The organism is Rhodococcus sp. ARC_M5 (genome assembly GCF_022810405.1).
Classification (GTDB): Bacteria; Actinomycetota; Actinomycetes; order Mycobacteriales; family Mycobacteriaceae; genus Rhodococcoides; species Rhodococcoides navarretei.
In genome coordinates this window covers 13179-33181 of record NZ_JALGQE010000001.1, presented here as the reverse complement: position 1 = coordinate 33181, position 20003 = coordinate 13179, and the positions used below count along the sequence as shown (strand labels likewise).

Here is a 20003-nt window from a genome sequence, read left to right as displayed (position 1 = left end):
CCCATGGCTGAGTTCGTGAATCTCGAAGTATCCGACGGTATCGGCACCATCCGCCTCGATCGCCCACCGATGAATGCGTTGAATCGGCAGGTGCAGGAGGAAATCCGCGCAGCGGCCCGCGAGGCAACGGTGAATGCCGAAGTCAAGGCAGTCATCGTGTACGGCGGCGAGAAAGTCTTCGCCGCCGGTGCCGATATCAAGGAGATGGTGGCCATGTCCGCGTCGGAGATGGCCGAGATCGCCGGAGATCTGCAGTCCGCCCTCGGCTCGCTCAGCACCATTCCCAAGCCCGTGGTTGCGGCCGTGACCGGATACGCACTCGGGGGTGGGCTGGAGGTCGCCCTGGGTGCGGACCGTCGGATCGCCGGCGACAACGCGAAGTTCGGCGTTCCCGAGGTGCTGCTCGGTGTCATCCCCGGCGGCGGCGGAACGCAGCGGCTGGCTCGGTTGGTCGGCCCGAGCCGTGCGAAGGACATGGTCTTCACCGGCCGCTTCGTCGGTGCCGAGGAAGCGCTGCGCATCGGATTGGTGGACGAGGTGGTGGCGCCGGACGAGGTCTACAACGCCGCCCGCGCCTGGGCGATGCAGTTCACCGCGGGCGCGTCGCGGGCACTCGCCGCGGCGAAAGCGTCGATCGATCAGGGACTCGACGTCGACCTCACCACTGGACTCCGCATCGAGGCTCAGCAGTTCGCGGCCCTGTTCGCCACCGAGGATCGCACCATCGGGATGACGTCCTTCGTGGCCGACGGCCCGGGCAAGGCGACCTTCACCGGACGGTGATTCGGCAGCCGTCCACAGAGAAAAGTTGTTCCACAGCTACTGGATAGTAGGCTCGCCTGATGACTGCAAGCCCCCACGACGGTGTCAATCGATCTCTCTCGAATGTGACGCCCTTGGTCTCGGCCGACGCCGGTGACCGCCAGGTCGATCCAGCCCCGAACCCCCACGCCACTGCCGAGCAGGTCGAGGCTGCACGGTCGGACACCAAACTGGCGCAGGTTCTGTACCACGACTGGGAAGCCGAGACCTACGACGACAAGTGGTCGATCTCCTACGACGAGCGATGCATCGACTATGCCCGTGGCAGGTTCGATCAGGCGGTGTCCGGTGACGCGTCGGCGCAGTCCGCGCTGCCGTACGGCCGCGCCTTGGAGTTGGGCTGCGGAACCGGTTTCTTCCTGCTCAATCTGATGCAGGCGGGTATCGCCGACAAGGGCTCCGTCACCGACCTGTCCCCGGGAATGGTGAAGGTTGCGCTGCGCAATGCCGAGCACCTCGGTCTCGATGTGGACGGGCGCGTGGCCGACGCAGAAACCATCCCGTACGAGGACAACACCTTCGATCTGGTCGTCGGGCACGCTGTGCTCCACCACATCCCGGACGTCGAGCAGTCCCTGCGCGAGGTGCTGCGCGTACTCAAACCCGGCGGGCGCTTCGTCTTCGCGGGCGAACCGACCACAGTCGGCAACTTCTACGCTCGCTGGCTCGGTCGCATCACCTGGGAAACGACCACTCGCGTGACCAAGCTGCCGTTCCTGGCGAGCTGGCGCAAGCCTCAGGAAGAGCTCGACGAGTCCTCGCGAGCCGCTGCGCTCGAGGCCGTCGTGGACCTGCACACGTTCGATCCCTCCGATCTCGAGAACATCGCGTTGTCGGCCGGTGCCGAGCACGTGCAGGCGAACACCGAAGAGTTCGCCGCCGCGCTGCTCGGGTGGCCGGTGCGCACGTTCGAGGCCGCAGTTCCCGCGGGCAAATTGGGCTGGAACTGGGCGAAGTTCGCCTTCGGCGGCTGGAAGACGCTCAGTTGGGTCGACGAGAACGTGTTGCAGCACGTCGTACCGCGCGGGCTGTTCTACAACGTGATGATCACCGGCACCAAGCCCGCTCCTCGCGCTTGATCGGCTCGGACCGCCGCACACTCTGCGCTCGAGTCCGCTAGTGGGCTACGAATTCACCGGCACCGACCTCGACTTCCTCCGAAGCGAGGCCGGTGCCGGTGCTCTTGCTGCGGTCGACGATCTCGAGCTCGGCGCTCGAACGTCGGTGCGAGACACGGCCTGGGTGCGCACTCGCTTCCCCGACCATGCGAGTGCACTGATCGAAACCGTGACGGTCCGGCGCAAGGCCCGAGTGAAGTTGCTCGACTCCGATCACTGGCTGGTGACCGACGAGGCCGTCCAGCAGGCGACTCCGACGATGGTCGCACGCAGACGCGCGACTCGGCTGGCCGGCCGTCGGGTGCACGACGTCACGTGTTCGATCGGTAGCGAATTAGCCGCACTGGTCAGCACGGCCGATGTGGCAGTAGGCAGCGATCTCGACCCGATTCGGCTGCGCATGGCCGCACACAACGTCCCGGGTGCCACCGTGCTGCGGGCCGACGCGCTGACGCCCATCACTCGGGGAACCGTCGTCGTTGCCGATCCCGGACGCCGAGCGGGCGGCCGTCGACGCCACGATCCGGCAGCACTACAACCTCCGTTACCGGACCTGTTCGACGCCTATCGCGGCCGAGATCTGGTCGTCAAATGTGCTCCCGGCCTGGATTTCGACGCCATCGATTGGACCGGCGAGATCGAGGTGGTCTCGCTCGACGGGGGAGTGCGTGAGGCCTGTCTCTGGTCGGAAGGGTTGAGCGAGAACGGTGTTCGGCGTCGCGCGTCCGTTCTCCGGTCCGACGGCAGTGTTCTGGAATTGACCGATGCCGAGTCCGACGACATCCCGGTTCGGCCGCCGGGGCGCTACATCGTCGACCCCGACGGCGCAGTGGTCCGGGCCGGTCTGGTTCGGCACTACGGTGCCAGATTCGGTCTGTGGCAACTCGATCCGAGGATCGCATATCTGACCGGCGACACGATCCCCACCGGGGTGCGCGGCTTTCCCATTCTGGAGCAGACGAAGTTCTCGGAAAAAGTGCTTCGGCAACAACTGAATCGGTTGGACTGCGGCTCGGTGGAAATTCTGGTCCGCGGAGTCGACGTCGATCCCGCGATACTGCGGCCCAAGCTCAAACTTCGCGGATCCGTGGCACTCTCGGTGGTGATCGCCCGAGTCGATCGGTCCGCGGTGGCGTTCGTCTGCGCTCCCGGTGCCGTCGGTCAGCCGGTGTAGGTGAAGATCTCGCCGAGATAGCTCGCCGTGACGACCTGGCCGTCCGGTCCGATGGACGTGCCGACAGTGGTGCCGACGACGTCGGGAACGGGCTGCACGTCCACCGTCTCACCGGTGGCTGCATCGAACGAGAACAGTGCAAGTCCGTCGTCCTCACGGACGACGGTGTGCCCACGCCCGTCGGCGGATTGCGCTGCGCTGCCTGCCTGTTCGACGTCGTCGCGCACCCAGACTCGCTCGACCGAATCACCGTTGTCGCGCAAGCCGACGAGAGTGCCGTCGCCGCCCGACGGCACGATCGTGCCGTCCGAAGCGATCGAGGGACTGGCACCGATGCCGAGCCCGGTGCCCTCGGTCCACTTCTGTCGACCGTCGGCCGAGTCGAACGCGGTCAGCCTCCCGTCGACATCGGCCAGGTAGACCGTCGATCCGTCCTCGGACAGCACCGGACTCGACGCGACTCCGGCGGGCAGCAGGTCCGAGGACCAACGCTCGGTGAGTCCGGGGGAACCGTCGCGGTCGTACTGCAGGGAAACGAGCTGTGGCGCAATCGAACCCGGACGCCACAGCGTCAGGTAGATCGTTCCGGTCGCGCTGTCGACCGCCGGCGCAGCGGGCACGGGGCATTCGGATTCACCCGAGGTGCACTGCGCGAGTCCGGTATCGACCGGGAGAAAATCGGTGTTCGGGTCGGTCAGGAAGTTCGGCGTCGGAACCAGATCGAGTATCGGCACCCGAAGCTGCCCGTTCTGCGAATCCAGCACGCTGACCTGGCCCATCTGGGTGATCGAGAGCACGCTGCCGTCGCCGAGGAACTGGGCGGACTTGGGCACTCCGTACACCGGTGTGCGCCACCGCAGTTGTCCGTGGTCGTTGTACGAGTTCATGCCGCCGTCGTCGCCGATGTAGACGTTGATCGCCGAATCGACGGTAGGAGTGGCGGTGACGACGGACGGCCCGACGCGATTGCACCAGCGCTTGCGCGCAGACTCGATCTCGAAGGAGAAGAGGTTGCAGCCGGATTCGGTGGCAGCGGTGACGAACATCTGACCGGTGGATCCGATGGAGACCGGCGAGGTCACGGGGCCGCCGGTGGGGCGCGTCCAGTCCAGTGACAGAGGAGTTGCGACCGACACCGCGGTAGCAGCGCTGTTGTGGGAATTCGCCTGCGCCGCAGGCCACGAATCGGGGGACAGCGGTTCGATGGCCGACGTGTCGGTGCCGCAGCCGCTCACCAGTGCCAACGCTGCCGCTACTGCAGTGACCCTTCTGCCGGTCCTGCCCTTGGCCCTGACGCCGCGCATCGATCGCTCCCCATGCTTCGAGTCCGTGCCCGACATGGTGCCGGGCCGTGCTGTTGTTCGACTCGCCGACGAACAACAGTCGACAGGCAACCCTAGCCCGCGCGAGGGTGGCGGCAGAGAGGGGGCGAACGAGAAACTAGGGTGAACGTCCATGACGAGTATGTGGAACGCGCCGCTGCGAACACGCTGGCGCGGGTCGAGGCGACGCGACACCGAACAGGCGCGGTTCCTCACGCGCGCGTCCCTCGACTGGGTGCTCGCCAACAAGGCGTACACGCCCTGGTACCTCGTTCGGTACTACCGCCTCGCGAAGTTCAAGCTCGCCAACCCGCACGTGATTCTCAAGGGCATGGTGTTTCTCGGCAAGAACGTCGAGATTCATTCCACACCCGAGCTCTCTCGGCTCGAGATCGGCCGGTGGGTTCACATCGGCGACGGCAATGCCATTCGCTGCCACGAGGGTTCGCTGCGGATCGGCGACAAGGTGGTGTTCGGCAAGGACAACGTCGTCAACACCTACCTCGACATCGAGATCGGCGCGTCGACGCTGGTGGCCGACTGGTGCTACATCTGCGATTTCGATCATCGGATGGACGATGTGGACATGCCCATCAAGGATCAGGGAATCGTCAAGGGGCCGGTGCGAATCGGACCGGACACGTGGATCGCGGCCAAGGTGACGATTCTGCGCGAAACCAGGATCGGGCGTGGCTGCGTGCTCGGTGCCCATGCCGTGGTCAAGGGCGAGATCCCCGATTACAGCATCGCCGTCGGCGCGCCGGCCAAGGTCGTCCGCAATCGCAAGGTCGCCTGGGAGGCCGGTGCCGCCGAACGCGCGAAGTACATTGCCGCGCTGGAAGATATCGCTCGCAAGAAGGCTCTCGGACAGGCCGAGGCGGCGCGGGAGAACTGACCCTGGCTCAGGTACGGCCGGGGAGAGCGCGTTCGACTATGTGCGGGCGGCCCAGCGGATGTCGAACTTTGCGCTTGGCTTCCAGATAGACCTGGGCCGTCGATTCGGCGACGTGCTTCCAGTCGAAATCCACGGTGAGGCGTTCGCGGGCGGCCACGGCCCGTTCCTGCGCGGCGTCGGCGTTGTCGAGAACTGTGCGAATGGCCGCGGCCAGCCCGCCGACGTCGGCAGGTGCGAAGGACAGGCCCGTCACACCGTCGACGATCGCCTCACCGAGACCACCCGCGGTCGACGCGACCAACGGGGTGCCCGCCGCCGCGGCCTCGAGAGCGATGATGCCGAAGGGCTCGTACCGACTGGGTAGGACGATGGCGTCGGCCCCGTGCAGCCATCCGAGCAGTTCGGCGTGATCCAGATTGCCGAGGAAAGACACCGCTCGGGCGACGCGGTGGGTGCGCGCCAACCCTGCCAACCAGGCGAACTGCGTTCCCTCGCCGGCGATGTGCAGGGTGGTTCCCGGGTGGCTTCGTCGAATGCGCGGGAGGGCCGCGATGGCGTCCTGGATGCCCTTCTCGTACTCGAGCCGGCCGACGTAGAGCAACTTGGCCGGCTCCGATCGAGGCTCTCGTCGCCGAAAGTGCCAGGTGGATCGGTCGATTCCGTTGCGAATCACCTTCACCGCCGACTCGGGTACTCCGAACAGGGTGGTGACCTCGTCCTTCATCGACGACGAGCACGTGATGACCGCGTCGGAATCGTTGGCGAGCCACCACTCGATGGAATGCACCTGACGGTTCACGGGGCCGGAGATCCAGCCGCTGTGTCTTCCGGCCTCGGTGGCGTGGATGGTCGAGACCAGCGGCACGTCGTAGAACTCGGCCAGAGCGATCGCGGGGTGCGCGACCAGCCAGTCGTGAGCGTGGACGACGTCGGGCTGCCAGCCCTCGCCCAGTCCCGGTTTGCCCAGCGCGACGCCGGCGCGCACCATCGCATGGCCCATCGCGAGAGTCCACGCGAGCATGTCCTCTCCGAAGACGAAGTGCGCCGGATCCTCGGCGACGGCGACCACCAGTACGCCGTCTTCGATGTGGTGTGACGTCGGATGGGTGGCGGCGTCGGTTCCGGTGGGTCGGCGCGAGAGTACGACGACTTCGTGGCCGCAGCGGACCAACTCGGTCGCCAGATGATGAACGTGCCGACCCAGGCCGCCGACCACCACGGGTGGGTACTCCCACGACACCATCAGAATCCTCATCGAGGCCCCCCTGCACTTATTCGCTCGTGGGCACCGGGCAGCCGGCGCGCGTCCAATGCAGGGAACAATCCGTCCGCGCGGTTCCACTGCTGCGCCAAGTCGTTCGCCCTGGCAGGCGATTCGCTCGCGGTGGCGGCGGCGATCTCGCGCAGCGCGTGCGCGTGGACGTGCGCCCGCTCCCGTGCATAACCTGCGGCGGAATCCTTGCTGACCATGAACGCCCAGTCGCTGGCTACGGCCATCAGTGTCTCACGCAGTATCTGATCGTTGACCCGATTGCGCGGTTCGGGTCCACCGGTGCGACGCTGTTCCTCCCTGGCGCTGTCGATGGCGTCGAGAGCGGTCCGGGAGACCTCGGAGTTCAGCGCCACCAGGTCGGCGACGTCGTCGCCCGCCCACACCCGCCAGTCCTTGCCCGATCCCCACGAGGAATCCTGCAGTTCGAGTGGTGCACCGACGTACCCATGCTCGCGCGCGTCGTTCAGCGTGCCGACGGTGATTCCGGCGGCCGGGAGTGCACGCATGAGCTTCTCCAGCCACTGCGGGCCCTCGTGCCACCAGTGTCCGAACAGCTCGGTGTCGAATGCGGCCACGACCAGAGCGTCGCGGCCGATTCGCTCGGATTCGGAGATCAGGCGCCTGCGCACCACATCGACGAAGTCGGCGACGTGGCGGTCCACCGTCGCCGCGGCACGCTCGGGGTCGTAGGGCGCCTTGTCGTGCGAGGCGACCGTGCGGCCGGTGACGCGTGCAGGCTTGAGTCCGGTGTCGTGATCGTAGGTGTGGAAGTCCCGATAGGCACCGTGGCCGGGATAGCCCGATTTTGGTGACCAGACGCGGTAGCTGACCGGCAGGTCGCGTCCGAACGCGACCACGTCGGAGTCCCACACCGGCGTGCCGAGGGAGGTATCGCCGCGCATCGCGGGCCCGTCGACCATGAAGTGCGAGACCCCGGCCGCGGCGTACTCGGTCTCCATGCCGGGGGTGAAACCGCACTCGGGCGCCCAGATGCCTCTAGGCGTTGCACCCCACCGGGCGCGGGCATCGAGCAGGCCCTCCCGGAGTGAGAATGCACGGAGTCGAGGATCGAGCAGCGGCTGGAACGGGTGTGCCAGCGGTCCGCCCAGCAGTTCGACGGTCCCGGCGTCGATCAGCGGCCGCAGTACGGCGGACCCACCGTGCCGCCACCGGGTCTCGAACCGATCGAGCGCGGCGGCGGAACCTCGGTGCTCGCGAACCGACAGATCTCGGTCGGTCGCCTCGTGGGCCCGCAGCTGCCAGTTGCCGAGCCAGTGGTGCATCCCGGACAGGCAGTGCGGATCGTCCAGCTGGGCGGCCAGCACCGGGGTGATCCCGAGCGACAACACGTTGGTGTGGCCTTCGTCGGCCAGTCGCTCCAGAGCCGCGGTGAGCGGCAGGTAGCAGTCCGCCCATGATTGATACAGCCATTCCTCGCCGACGGGCCAGCGCCCGTGATTGGCCAGCCACGGCAGGTGGGAGTGCAGCACGAGGGAGAACATGCCCGGCACGGTGGCACCGGATGTCACCCGATCACCGCGCTCGAGCTCTTGGTGGCGACGGCGACCAGGTCGAGGCTGGCGTCGATGTTTTCGGCGGTGATGTCGAAGTCGTCGATCGAGATCGCCGCGACGTCCGCGGTGAGCTCCTCGGGCCAGGGTTCGCCGGCCAGGGCTCGTTCGATCTGGGCGTCGATGAACGAACCGCCGTGCTTGGCGTCGAGGGCGGCCAGCGTGCGGCCGTGCCGAACCCCGGTGAGTTCGTCGACCTCGAGCCGAGCGTCCACGAGGAGCTCGGTCAGTTCGCCCGCATCGAGCTCGCGGGTGTGGAAGGGGTTGAGCGGAGTGTCGCGGCCGGGGGAGAACGTGATGCGGTTGGGCGTGCTGATCAACAGAGTTCCTCCGGGCTTGAGGACACGGTGCACCTCGGCGAGAAACGCGCCCTGGTCCCAGAGGTGCTCGATCACCTGGAAGTTGACGACGACGTCGATCGAGGAATCGGCGACGGGAAGGCGGTCGAGGTTGCCGCGCAGCATCGTCACCCTCGGGTAGCGCGCGCGCACGTGTTCGGCAGCGGACGCGTCGTAGTCGAGGCCGAGGACATGCGCCGCGACATCGGCAATCATGTTGGCTCCGTAGCCTTCTCCGGATCCGGCTTCGAGGACGGTGCGGTCTCGGCAGCGTTCGACCAGAGCGCGGTAGACCACCTCGTGTCGGCGGAACCAGTAGTTCTCCTCGGTGATGCCGGGCACCGTGCGCTCCCCGGTGAGGGGGAGTGGTTCCGGTGCCGGTGCCTGAGCCGATGAATCGTTCACCGACGGAAGGTTAGTGGAGGCGCGGGTGAGGTAAGCCAACGTGGTCTCCATAACAGTCGGGGCGCGGATGTATGGTCGGACAGGCAGGGAGGCAAGTTACCCACGAGTAACTACGGTGAGGTAACCTCGTCCCAGACCGTAGAACTGCAGTAACCGTTAGAACACTCACGATCAGCAGAACATGACCAGGAGGTCGACGCAGACCCATGACGAACATCGTTGTTTTGATCAAGCAGGTTCCAGACACGTGGTCCGAGCGCAAGCTCACCGACGGTGACTACACCCTCGATCGCGAGGCTGCCGACGCCGTCCTCGACGAGATCAACGAGCGGGCCGTCGAAGAAGCACTGCTCATCAAGGAAGCTCAGGGCGGTGAGGTGAAGGTCCTGTCCGCAGGCCCCGATCGCGCCACCGACGCCATCCGCAAGGCTCTGTCGATGGGTGCGGACAGCGCAGTGCACCTCAACGACCCCACTCTGCACGGCTCCGACGCGATCCAGACCGGATACGCCCTGGCCGCAGCGCTGGGCAATGTCGCGTTCGAGAACGACGAGCCGGCCGATCTCATCATCGCAGGCAACGAGGCCACCGACGGTCGTACCGGTGCCGTTCCCGCGATCATCGCCGAGTACCTCCAGATCCCGGCCCTGACGCAGCTGCGCAAGCTCACCGTCGCCGACGGCAAGGTCAGCGGCGAGCGGGAGACCGACGAGGGCATCTTCGGCCTCGAGGCCACGTTGCCCGCCATCGTGAGCGTCACCGAGAAGATCAACGAGCCGCGCTTCCCGTCGTTCAAGGGCATCATGGCCGCGAAGAAGAAGACGGTGCAGACCATCACACTCGCCGACATCGGTGTCGAGGACGGCATCGTCGGTGTCGACAACGCGGGCACGACAGTCACCTCGTCCACCCCGAAGCCTCCCAAGACTGCAGGCGAGCGGCTCACCGACGAGGGCGACGGCGGCGACAAGATCGCCACCTACCTCGTCGGCCAGAAGATCATCTGATCCCGCCCCACCGAGCAATCGAAGACAAACGAGGAGCAAGTCATGGCAGAAGTACTCGTGCTCGTGGAGCACGTCGAGGGAACACTGAAGAAGGTCAGCACCGAGCTGATCACCGCTGCTCGCGCGCTGGGTGAGCCGTCCGCGGTCGTCACCGGCCCGGTCGGCACCACCGACAAGGTCGCCGACGCGCTGACCGAAGCCGGTGCCGAGAAGATCTACGCCGCCGAATCCGACGCAGTCGACGGATTCCTCGTCACCCCGAAGGTCGACGTGCTGTCGGCCCTCGCGGAGTCGGTCTCGCCGGCAGCGATCATCACCGCGGCCACGATCGAGGGCAAGGAAGTTGCGGGCCGACTCGCAGCACGCCTGGGCTCGGGCTACCACAACGACGTCGTCGCGATCAACGGCGACGGCAGTGCCGTCTACTCCATCTTCGGTGGCGCGTTCACCGTCGAGGCCAAGGCCAACGGCGATGTCCCGGTCATCTCGCTGCGGCCCGGAGCGGTCGAGGCCGAGCCGAAGGCCGGTGCGGGCACCCGCGAAACCGTCGAGGTCCCCACGCAGGAAGAGGGGGCCGTCAAGGTCACCTCGCGTGATCCGATCGTCGGCGGCGACCGTCCGGAGCTCACCGAGGCATCGGTCGTCGTCTCCGGCGGACGTGGTGTCGGCAGCGCCGACAAGTTCACCGTCGTCGAGGACCTCGCCGACTCGCTGGGTGCCGCAGTGGGTGCCTCGCGCGCTGCCGTGGACTCCGGCTACTACCCGGGCCAGTTCCAGGTGGGCCAGACGGGCAAGACCGTCTCACCACAGCTGTACGTGGCACTGGGCATCTCCGGAGCCATCCAGCACCGTGCAGGCATGCAGACCTCGAAGACGATCGTCGCGGTCAACAAGGACGAGGAAGCGCCCATCTTCGAGATCGCCGATTACGGCATCGTCGGTGACCTCTTCAACGTCGCACCGCAGCTGACCGATGCAGTGAAGAAGCACAAGGGATAGCCACAGTCGCTGTTCTGCGAGAAGGCCCTCACCGCGTCGACGGTGGGGGCCTTCTCCCGTGAGGCGGGCAACCTTGTTCATGCAAACTCTTCCGACACGTTCCCCCATCGACGCCCGGTAGTCTTCCTGACTCGTTAGACACACCTCATGACCACTTCCGTCATGAGCTCCACTGCATCGATCGTCCCGGCCACCGACCGCTACTCGCTGGTGTTGTCCACCGACCCGGAGCATCGACTCGCGGCGCAGCGTCTGCGCTACGAGGTGTTCGCGTCCGAGCCGGGCTTTTCCATTCCCACCGACACCGACGGCCTCGACGCCGATCGGTTCGACGAATTCTGCGACCACCTGCTCGTTCGAGACACGTGGACCGACACGTTCGTCGGCTGCTATCGCATGTTGCCGCCGCAGGCCGCCGTGTCTGCCGGCGGGTACTACACCGCAACCGAATTCGATATCTCCGCACTCGATCCAGTCGGCATGAATATCGTCGAAATGGGCAGGGCGGCAGTTCATCCCGATCATCGATCCGGCTCCGTGCTCGGGCTGATGTGGGCCGGAATTCTGCACTACCTCGATGTGACGGGATACGAATGGGTGATGGGCTGCGTGTCGGTGCCCATGCAGTCGGCACCCGGGGACCCCATCGGGGCCAACGTTCGCAGTGTTCGAGACCGCCTGTTGGACAAGCACGCTACGCCGATCGACCGGCGGGTCCGGCCGTATGCTCGGGTCGTCGTCGACGGCGTCGATCTGGTCGACATCGAACCCGCACAACGAACGTCGATGCCGCCGTTGATGAACGGCTATCTCCGACTCGGCGCCTCCATCTGCGGTGAGCCCGCACACGATCCCGAATTCGGTGTCGCAGATTTCGTCGCCCTACTCGGCCTGCACGAGGCCAACACTCGTTACCTCGACCGATTGCGCTCGGCCGCAACAACGTTCGAGTCGGGTGTCCGGTGACGCAGTCCATCGCGCACGCTCACGCGTGGCTGCCGTCCTCGCCGTGCAGCGACGGCTGTCTGCCGAAGAACCCACCGACGGTCGGACGCATCGTCCTCGTGCTCCGTGTCGTGCTGGCACTGCTGGCGTTCGGGTTGCTGCCGGTGTTGGTCGTCCTCGGGGTTCCTTTCCCACGGGTTCGCCGTTCGCTGACGCGGATCGGTGCTCGCACACTGCTGTTCGCCATCGGCATCGATCTGACCGTGCTCGACGCCCGGTCCGAGCGGGAACGCTCCCGAACCGCTGCGGGTGCCCTGCACGTCGCCGGTCACATCTCCTGGACCGACGTCGTGGTACTCACCGCGGTTCGGCCGTCGACGTTCGTCGCGCGTGCCGACCTGATCGACTGGCCGGTGCTCGGCCGCCTTGCGCGCGCCATGAAGGTGCTCCCGATCGATCGAGCTCGACTGCATCAGCTCCCCGACGTCGTCGATCAGGTGGCCGACCGCGTCCGCGCCGGTGGTTCGGTCGTCGTCTTCCCCGAGGCCACCACCTGGTGTGGTCGTGCATACGGATCGCTTCGGCCGGCGTTGCTGCAGGCCGCGATCGACTCGGAGACCTGGGTGCAGCCGATTCGGCTGCGCTACCTCGACCGGACCGGCGAGCAGACCACCGCCACATGCTTCGTGGGCGACGAAACGATCGGCGCGTCCATCGGGCGTATCTTTCGACTCCGAGGAGTACGTGCCGAGGTGGAGTTCACGGCCCCGGAGGCACCCGGCGGCGATCGACGCGACCTGGCGCGGCGCTGCGAGGTGGCAATTCGCCGCGACGACGGAGTGGAGCCTGCGGAACGACCCCGGAAGGACGTCTACGACCCTTCAGTGCACGGGGTGATGGCCGAGGCCGAACGCAGCCCGATGTCGCCGACGGTTGCGGCGGCCTGACCGAGCGTCGATCGCAGTGACCGCGGACCCACCTCGCGCGGGTAGGTCCGCGGTCACGACAGCGGGTATCGTCTAGCCTGTCATGCCTTCTGTGCGCAGTACGACTGCTTCCGCCCCGCCGCGGCCACCGGTGTATCTCGATCACGCAGCGACGACCCCGATGCTGCCGAGCGCGATCGAGGCGATGACCTCTGTGTTCGCCACGGTGGGCAACGCGTCCTCGCTGCACACCTCCGGTCGATCCGCTCGGCGTCGAGTGGAGGAATCTCGCGAGTCGATCGCTGCAGACCTCGGCGCGCGTCCCTCCGAGGTGATCTTCACCTCCGGCGGTACCGAGAGCGACAACCTCGCCGTCAAGGGCATCTTCGCGGCTCGGCGGGACTCCGATGCCGCACTGACCAGGATCATCGCCAGCTCGGTCGAGCATCACGCGGTGCTCGATGCAGTGGAGTGGCTCGTTGCGCACGAAGGTGCACGTGTGACCTGGCTCCCGGTCGACACCGAGGGACGGGTCACCGCCGATGTGCTGCGCGCCGAATTGGCCTTGCATGCAGACGAGACCGCGCTGGTCACGGTGATGTGGGCCAACAACGAAATCGGCACCGTCATGCCGATCGCCGAGCTCGCTTCCGTGGCCGCCGAATACGGGGTTCCGATGCACAGCGATGCGGTCCAGGCGGTCCCGCATCTGCCCGTCGATTTCGCCGAGAGCGGTCTGTCCGCACTCAGTATCGCCGCACACAAGTTCGGCGGCCCCCAAGGCATCGGCGCGCTGCTGCTCGGCCGCCAGGTTCCGTGTGTTCCGCTCTTTCACGGTGGGGGACACGAACGAGAAGTTCGATCCGGCACCCCGGACACAGCAGGCGTCGTTTCGATGGCAGCCGCGCTGCGAACGACGGTGCAGAACTCGGCTCGGCACCGTGCCGAACTGCGAGCGTTGCGCGATCGGTTGATCGTCGGAATCAGAGATGCCGTTCCCGACGCCATCCTCAACGGCCCGGAAGGCGACGACCGACTCGCGGGCAACGTGCACTTCACCTTCCCGGGTTGCGAAGGCGATTCGTTGTTGATGCTGCTCGATGCGGCGGGCATAGAATGCTCGACGGGTTCCGCGTGCACCGCAGGCGTGGCCAGCGCCAGTCATGTACTGATCGCGCTCGGGTGCGATCCCGCTGTGGCTCGCGGATCGCTTCGGTTCTCGCTGGGAGCCGGCTCGTCCGATTCGGACGTCACCACTGTGCTTGCGGCGCTGCCGCAGGTCGTCGAACGTGCTCGTGCCGCCGGACTTGCCGGTGTCGGAGCTCGAGGAGGAAATCGTTGATGCGTGTTCTGGCTGCTATGAGCGGGGGAGTCGACTCGGCCGTGGCCGCGGCCCGTGCCGTGGACGAGGGCCACGATGTCGTCGGTGTGCACCTTGCTCTCTCGACGGCTCCGGGCGCTCTGCGCACCGGATCGCGCGGGTGCTGCTCCAAGGAGGACGCAGGTGATGCTCGCAGAGCTGCCGACGTGCTCGGAATCCCGTTCTACGTATGGGATTTCGCCGATCGCTTCAAAGAGGACGTCATCGACGATTTCGTCGCTTCCTATGCCGCAGGCGAGACGCCCAATCCGTGCCTGCGCTGCAACGAGAAGATCAAGTTCTCCGCTCTGGCGGACCGGGCCCTGGCACTGGGCTTCGATGCCGTGGCCACCGGGCACTACGCGCAATTGCACGACGGAGTCCTACGCCGGGCCGTGGACGCGGACAAGGACCAGTCGTACGTCTTGGCCGTACTGAATCAGGCCCAGCTCTCGCGCGCGATGTTCCCCATCGGAGACACCCCCAAATCGGAGATCCGCGAGGAAGCAGCCGAGCGTGGGCTCGCCGTTGCGGACAAGCCCGACAGCCACGACATCTGCTTCATCCCCTCGGGCGACACGCGCGCGTTCCTCGGCGCACACATCGGTGTGCGCCCGGGCAAGGTCGTCGACTCCGAGACCGGAGCCGAACTGGCAGACCACGAGGGTGTACACGGTTTCACCATCGGGCAACGCAAGGGCCTCGGCGTCGAAGGTCCTGCCGCCGACGGTCGCCCCCGCTACGTCACCTCGATCGAACCCGAGAGTGGCACCGTCATGGTCGGTTCTGCGCAGAAGCTCGACGTCTGGGCGATCAGCGGAGACCGCGCGGTGTGGACCGAGGGCAGTGCCCCGACCGGCCCCATCGAATGTGTCGTCCAGGTTCGCGCACACGGCGGGCTGACCGAGGCCGTCGCCGAGGCCGCGGGCGACGGGATGGAGATCCAGCTGCGGACTCCGCTGACCGGTGTTGCCAAGGGGCAGGCAGCGGTGCTGTACCGCAAGGACATTCACGGAGACATCGTCATCGGCAGTTCGACCATCTCGGGCACTCGATCCGAGCGCGAGTGACCCCGAGCGCTTTCGCAGGGCTGGCGACCGGCATCGGTTCGTGGCCGGGTACGGACATCCGTGAAGCTGCAGCCGTCGTCGTCGGCGAGTTCGCCGAACTTCCGCACCTCGTCGAGCTTCCGGCTCGCGGCCTCGGAGCGGACATGATCGGTCGCACCGGAGCCATCATGGTCGACGTCGAACTCGACGTGCGCACCTCCGGCTATCGCGTGGTGCCACGTCCGATGCTCGCCGGCCGTCGCGCAGCCGATTTTCTCGCCGAGGATCTCGATGTACTCGAGGAACTGTGGGAGGTGTCAGGGCTGCGCGGCAGCGGCCGCACCGTCAAGGTGCAGGCCGCCGGGCCGTTCACGATGGCAGCGCAGGTCGAACTTCGGCACGGGCATCGAGCCCTCACCGATCGCGGGGCCCTACGGCATTTCGCGGAGTCCCTCGGCGAGGGACTGCGTCTGCATTGCGCTGAGTTGGCGCATCACCTGGGAGCCGACGTCGTCGTTCAGCTCGACGAGCCCAGTCTCGCAGCCGTTCTGGCCGGCAGCCTGACGGGCATCACCGGGCTCGATTCGGTGCGGGCAGTCCCACAACCGGATGTTCTCGACCTCCTCGATTCGCTGATCGAGAGGATCGACCTTCCCGTCGCGGTGCATTGCTGCGACGGCGACGTTCCCTTCGATCTGCTTCGCCGTTCGCGTGCCGCTGCGGTCGCCGTCGACGCGACGGCGCTGCGCCGCAGCGACTTCGACGGGGTCGGCGAGCTGCTGCAATCCGGCAAGACGTTGATGCTCGGGTTGATTCCGTCCGAAGACCCCGTGCGGCCGCCCCATTGGCGCGAACTGGCCGAGCCGGGTGTCACGTTGATCGACCGCCTCGGTTTCGACAGATCTGTTCTCGCCTCGCTGATTTCGGTGACTCCTACGTGCGGATTGGCCGGCAGCACACTGGAGTGGGCCCGTCGCGCAACAGGACTCGCCCGGGACGTGGCCGCTGCGTTCGGAGATTCACCGGATTCGTTGTGAGATCGCACAGCGCGTCGGCGTCCTGTGCCGCAGACTTCGCTCCGTTCGAGCCCACGACTTTTAGGGCGTCGAACAGGTGTGACACTATTCACATGGCCGTCGGGGGTCTGTTGAATCGGTGGGAGTTCGAGAAATGGCATCAGGTGGTCGCGATTTCGATGAGGTTGCCTCCCGCCGGCGTTCGGGCAGGCACCGTCGAGGTCTGGTAGCGAAACTGGCCGCGGCCACCTCCGACTGGTATCGAGCGCCGCACGATTTCGAGTGGATCATCAACCACCGATCGACCCGACCGCTGACCGGGATCATTCGGGTCGTGTTCGGCTCGGCGGTACTCATGTACGCGCTCACCTCGATTCTGATGCTGTTCTCCGATCTCGGTCCACGCGGCTCCCTGGCAATCGGGTGGGTCTTCTTCGTACTGGTGATTCAGGTGCTCGTCGCCGCACGGTGCGTGTTGGGCCCGATTCCGGGCAAGAAGTTCTTCGTGGGATTCCTCGCCTTCGGTGACATTCTGACCACGTCGGTTCTGCTGCTCTACGCGCCCGTTGCCTCGCTGATCGGGACGGTGCTCTTCGCCGTCACCGGGGCGTTCTGTACGTACTTTCTCAGCCCTCGATTGCTCGTCGCGCACCTGGTGTGGACCGCGACGTTCATCATCGGGTTCGGCATCCGCGTGTTCGTGGCAGTGATGAACGGTGAGGTCGCGTACATCGATGGGCCTTCGGTGGCAACGGCCACCGTGGTTCTCCTTCTCGCCACCGTCGGAGTACCCGTGTTCGCCCAGGTGGCGTGGACGACGCTGTCCAACGATGCCAAGAGGTCCGTGCTCGACCCGTTGACCGGGGTGTACAACCGGCGCGGCATCGACAGCGAACTGCTCGATCTGTGGCAACAGGCGAACAGAGGGACCATGTCCATGGCTTTCCTCGTAGTCGATATCGACAAGTTCAAGGCCGTCAACGACAACTTCGGGCACAGCCGCGGCGACGAGGTGATCGTTCGAGTCGCCGATCGGCTGCGCCGCCTCGTGCGGCACCAGGGCGGTGTGCTCGCCCGAACCGGTGGCGAGGAATTCCTGGTCGCGATGGTCGGCGACGCGCGGGGGATGGTCGATCTCGGTTTCGACGCGGTTCGGGTGCTCGCCGACCGCCGAGACGAGATCCCCGTCACCGTCAGCGTGGGAATGGCACTGCTTCGCGAGGACTCCGCCCTGTGGGACGTGGGCAAGTCGGTGGTCGGAAGGGCAGCACGGACGGCGGACGCGGCGATGTACCGGTCCAAGCAGTCCGGCGGCAACAGTTTGGTCATCGACGAGATCTGAGAACCCGAACCACCCGCGGCCACCGCGCCGGTGCGCTCGGGTCGGAGCTTCTGCGATGATCGTCCGATGCATCGGTTATCGGACGCCCAACGACGTGGATTGCCCGCCGGAGTGCTGCTGTCGGTGATGGCCTCCATGCTGGGCGGCATCTACGCAGAATCCTTCGTGAACGGTTTTGCGCTGACCGCCGGTATCTGCGCGGTGGCGCTCGTCAGTGCGACGCTGTTGCTGGGGTTGATGGGGAGATAGTCGGTGCCTGCCTGTCGGTGGGTTCGGATAATCTTCGAGACGTGCCCGAACCGACCGAACTGCCTACAGGAACCGACGATGCCGCCGAGGCTGCCGGAGTCGAACTCGATCCCGCCACCTCCGCCGACCGTGAACGGTGGCAGACGCTGGCCGAGGAAGTACGTGGACATCAGTTCCGTTACTACGTACGCGATTCGCCCGTCGTGTCGGACGGTGAGTTCGACGCCCTGCTGCGCGAACTGAACGATCTCGAACGAGCGCACCCGGATCTGCGCACGGCGGACTCGCCGACCCAACTCGTGGGCGGCGGTTTCGCGACGGAGTTCACCGCCGTCGACCATCTGGAACGAATGCTGAGCCTGGACAACGTGTTCGATCACGACGAGCTTCGCGCCTGGGCCAAGCGGGTCGAGACCGAGGCAGGGTCCGATCTGGACTATCTGTGCGAGGTCAAGATCGACGGCGTGGCGTTGAACCTGGTGTACGAGAACGGCACTCTGGTGCGCGGTGCCACCCGAGGTGATGGGCGTACCGGCGAGGACGTCACGCTGAACGCTCGGACGATCGACGACATCCCCGATACCTTGACCGGCAGCGACGAGTATCCCGTCCCGGAGCTGCTCGAGGTGCGCGGTGAGGTGTTCTTCCGGTTGGAGGACTTCCAGGCGCTCAACGCGGCACTCGTCGAGGAGGGCAAACCCCCGTTCGCCAATCCACGGAACTCGGCGGCAGGCTCGCTTCGTCAGAAGAACCCGGCCGTCACCTCGAAACGACGTCTGGGCATGATCTGTCACGGCTTCGGACGGATGGTCGGCTTCACCCCCGATTCGCAATGGCATGCGTACGAGGCTCTGCAGGCGTGGGGTCTGCCGATCTCCACCCACACTGCGCGCGTGCAGGGCATCGACGCCGTCATCGAGAAGGTCGACTACTGGGACCAGCACCGCCACGACGTCGAACACGAGATCGACGGTCTGGTGGTCAAGATCGACGAGATGTCGTTGCACCGCCGGCTGGGAACGACGTCGCGAGCGCCGCGGTGGGCCATCGCGTACAAGTATCCACCCGAGGAAGTCACCACCACCCTGCTCGACATTCGGGTCAGCGTCGGCCGAACCGGGCGAGTGACCCCGTTCGCGTACATGACGCCGGTGCTGGTCGCGGGTTCCACGGTGTCTCTGGCAACCCTGCACAATGCGTCGGAGGTCAAACGCAAAGGCGTTCTGATCGGTGACACCGTCACGATTCGCAAAGCGGGAGAGGTCATTCCGGAGGTGCTGGGTCCGGTCGCCGATGCCAGGACCGGTGACGAGACCGAGTTCGTCATGCCCACCGAATGTCCGGAATGCTCCACGCCGTTGGCGCCGGCCAAGGACGGGGACGCGGACCTGCGCTGCCCCAATTCACAGTTCTGCCCGGCGCAACGCCGCGAGCGGGTGTTCTTCGTGGCCGAACGGCAGCGATTCGATATCGAGGGTCTCGGATACGAAGCAGCGACGGATCTTCTGGCGACCGGTGCGATCGAGGACGAGGGCGATCTGTTCTCGCTCACCGAGGACGACCTGATGAAGACGGCGATCTTCCGCACCAAGTCGGGCGCGTTGTCGGCCACCGGACGCAAACTGCTCGACAACTTGTCCACCGCCAAGAATCAGCCCCTGTGGCGGGTGCTGGTGAGCCTGTCCATCCGCCACGTCGGCCCCTCCGCCGCACGGGCCCTCGCCGGAGAATTCGGCAGCCTGGAGCGGATCGAGGCCGCGTCCGTCGAGGAGCTGTCGGCGGTGGACGGGGTAGGCGGCACCATTGCGGCCGCTGTCTCCGAGTGGTTCGACGTCGACTGGCACCGGGCCATCGTCGAGAAGTGGCGCAATGCCGGTGTGCGGATGGAGGACGAGCGCGACGCGTCGATCGAGCGCAACCTCGAGGGACTCTCGATCGTGGTCACCGGGTCGCTGACGTCGTATTCGCGCGACGAAGCCAAGGAAGCGATTCTGCTGCGCGGTGGTAAGGCCGCGGGCTCGGTCTCCAAGAAGACCGCGTTCGTGGTTGTCGGCGAAGCCCCGGGTTCCAAGCACGACAAGGCAATCGAGCTCGGCGTACCGGTGTTGGACGAAGCGGGTTTCACCCTGCTGTTGACAGAGGGACCCGACGCGGTGGCTCCGGCCGAACCGGACACGCAGGACTGATCGGGC

General features: G+C 66.2%; 18 protein-coding genes. 14 read left to right on the top strand and 4 right to left on the bottom strand.

All coding sequences use genetic code 11. The features are described from left to right. The first annotated feature begins 3 nt into the window (after positions 1-3). The 3 genes from MTX34_RS00155 to MTX34_RS00145 are packed head-to-tail and all read left to right on the top strand — an operon-like array spanning position 4 to position 3114. Positions 4-783: an enoyl-CoA hydratase/isomerase family protein gene (locus tag MTX34_RS00155; protein ID WP_243608049.1), complete on the top strand. Its 780-nt coding sequence runs from the start codon at positions 4-6 to the stop codon at positions 781-783. Positions 784-842: 59 nt separating this feature from the next. Next, positions 843-1901 (top strand): class I SAM-dependent methyltransferase, encoded by a 1059-nt coding sequence (locus MTX34_RS00150; RefSeq protein WP_243593451.1) that lies wholly within the window; start codon positions 843-845, stop codon positions 1899-1901. Positions 1902-1941: 40 nt separating this feature from the next. After that, a complete protein-coding gene (locus MTX34_RS00145; RefSeq protein ID WP_243608048.1) occupies positions 1942-3114 on the top strand; it encodes a class I SAM-dependent methyltransferase in 1173 nt (390 codons plus the stop codon). On the opposite strand, the gene MTX34_RS00140 is transcribed toward MTX34_RS00145, so the two are convergent. Further along, positions 3102-4418, bottom strand: a complete 1317-nt coding sequence (locus MTX34_RS00140) for a PQQ-binding-like beta-propeller repeat protein (RefSeq protein ID WP_243608047.1) — start codon at positions 4416-4418, stop codon at positions 3102-3104. The genes MTX34_RS00145 and MTX34_RS00140 overlap by 13 nt on opposite strands. A 151-nt stretch (positions 4419-4569) precedes the next feature. Here MTX34_RS00140 and MTX34_RS00135 point away from each other — a divergent pair, with 151 nt between their 5' ends. Further along, positions 4570-5331, top strand: a complete 762-nt coding sequence (locus MTX34_RS00135; protein WP_243593448.1) for an acyltransferase — start codon at positions 4570-4572, stop codon at positions 5329-5331. Between the two features lie 7 nt (positions 5332-5338). On the opposite strand, the gene MTX34_RS00130 is transcribed toward MTX34_RS00135, so the two are convergent. Genes MTX34_RS00130 through MTX34_RS00120 form a run of 3 tightly spaced genes read right to left on the bottom strand, consistent with a single transcriptional unit; the run spans position 5339 to position 8969 of the window. Beyond that, positions 5339-6586, bottom strand: coding sequence for a glycosyltransferase family 4 protein (locus MTX34_RS00130; protein WP_243608046.1), 1248 nt, complete (start codon positions 6584-6586; stop codon positions 5339-5341). Beyond that, the gene (locus tag MTX34_RS00125) at positions 6583-8106 is read right to left on the bottom strand and encodes a glycoside hydrolase family 57 protein (protein WP_243608429.1); all 1524 of its coding nucleotides are present in this window, start codon (positions 8104-8106) and stop codon (positions 6583-6585) included. The genes MTX34_RS00130 and MTX34_RS00125 overlap by 4 nt, the downstream gene beginning before the upstream one ends. A 23-nt stretch (positions 8107-8129) precedes the next feature. Beyond that, positions 8130-8969, bottom strand: a complete 840-nt coding sequence (locus tag MTX34_RS00120) for a bifunctional 2-polyprenyl-6-hydroxyphenol methylase/3-demethylubiquinol 3-O-methyltransferase UbiG (RefSeq protein WP_243608045.1) — start codon at positions 8967-8969, stop codon at positions 8130-8132. Positions 8970-9124: 155 nt separating this feature from the next. Between MTX34_RS00120 and MTX34_RS00115 the strand changes: the two genes are divergently transcribed. The 10 genes from MTX34_RS00115 to ligA all read left to right on the top strand — a co-directional run bounded on the left by MTX34_RS00115 (position 9125) and on the right by ligA (position 19997). Then, positions 9125-9925: an electron transfer flavoprotein subunit beta/FixA family protein gene (locus MTX34_RS00115; RefSeq protein ID WP_243593445.1), complete on the top strand. Its 801-nt coding sequence runs from the start codon at positions 9125-9127 to the stop codon at positions 9923-9925. A gap of 42 nt (positions 9926-9967) precedes the next feature. After that, complete coding sequence (locus MTX34_RS00110; protein ID WP_243608044.1) at positions 9968-10924, top strand: electron transfer flavoprotein subunit alpha/FixB family protein; 957 nt, start codon at positions 9968-9970, stop codon at positions 10922-10924. 147 nt (positions 10925-11071) lie between these two features. Continuing rightward, complete coding sequence (locus MTX34_RS00105; protein ID WP_243608043.1) at positions 11072-11890, top strand: GNAT family N-acetyltransferase; 819 nt, start codon at positions 11072-11074, stop codon at positions 11888-11890. Continuing rightward, entirely contained in the window at positions 11887-12816 is a 930-nt protein-coding gene (locus MTX34_RS00100; RefSeq protein ID WP_243608042.1) for a 1-acyl-sn-glycerol-3-phosphate acyltransferase, read from the top strand. The genes MTX34_RS00105 and MTX34_RS00100 overlap by 4 nt, the downstream gene beginning before the upstream one ends. An 82-nt stretch (positions 12817-12898) precedes the next feature. Beyond that, on the top strand, positions 12899-14137 hold the full coding sequence (locus tag MTX34_RS00095) for a cysteine desulfurase family protein (RefSeq protein WP_243608041.1): 1239 nt from the start codon (positions 12899-12901) through the stop codon (positions 14135-14137). Beyond that, positions 14137-15225, top strand: coding sequence for a tRNA 2-thiouridine(34) synthase MnmA (mnmA, locus tag MTX34_RS00090; protein ID WP_243593440.1), 1089 nt, complete (start codon positions 14137-14139; stop codon positions 15223-15225). Before MTX34_RS00095 ends, mnmA begins: the two co-directional genes overlap by 1 nt. Beyond that, positions 15222-16241 carry a methionine synthase gene (locus MTX34_RS00085; RefSeq protein ID WP_243608040.1) on the top strand — a complete coding sequence of 340 codons (1020 nt, stop codon included), beginning with the start codon at positions 15222-15224 and terminating at the stop codon, positions 16239-16241. The genes mnmA and MTX34_RS00085 overlap by 4 nt, the downstream gene beginning before the upstream one ends. A 133-nt stretch (positions 16242-16374) precedes the next feature. Then, a complete protein-coding gene (locus MTX34_RS00080) occupies positions 16375-17562 on the top strand; it encodes a diguanylate cyclase (RefSeq protein ID WP_243608039.1) in 1188 nt (395 codons plus the stop codon). Between the two features lie 66 nt (positions 17563-17628). Then, the gene (locus tag MTX34_RS00075; RefSeq protein ID WP_243608038.1) at positions 17629-17811 is read left to right on the top strand and encodes a hypothetical protein; all 183 of its coding nucleotides are present in this window, start codon (positions 17629-17631) and stop codon (positions 17809-17811) included. A gap of 41 nt (positions 17812-17852) precedes the next feature. Beyond that, positions 17853-19997 carry an NAD-dependent DNA ligase LigA gene (ligA, locus tag MTX34_RS00070; protein WP_374638792.1) on the top strand — a complete coding sequence of 715 codons (2145 nt, stop codon included), beginning with the start codon at positions 17853-17855 and terminating at the stop codon, positions 19995-19997. Positions 19998-20003: the final 6 nt, after the last annotated feature.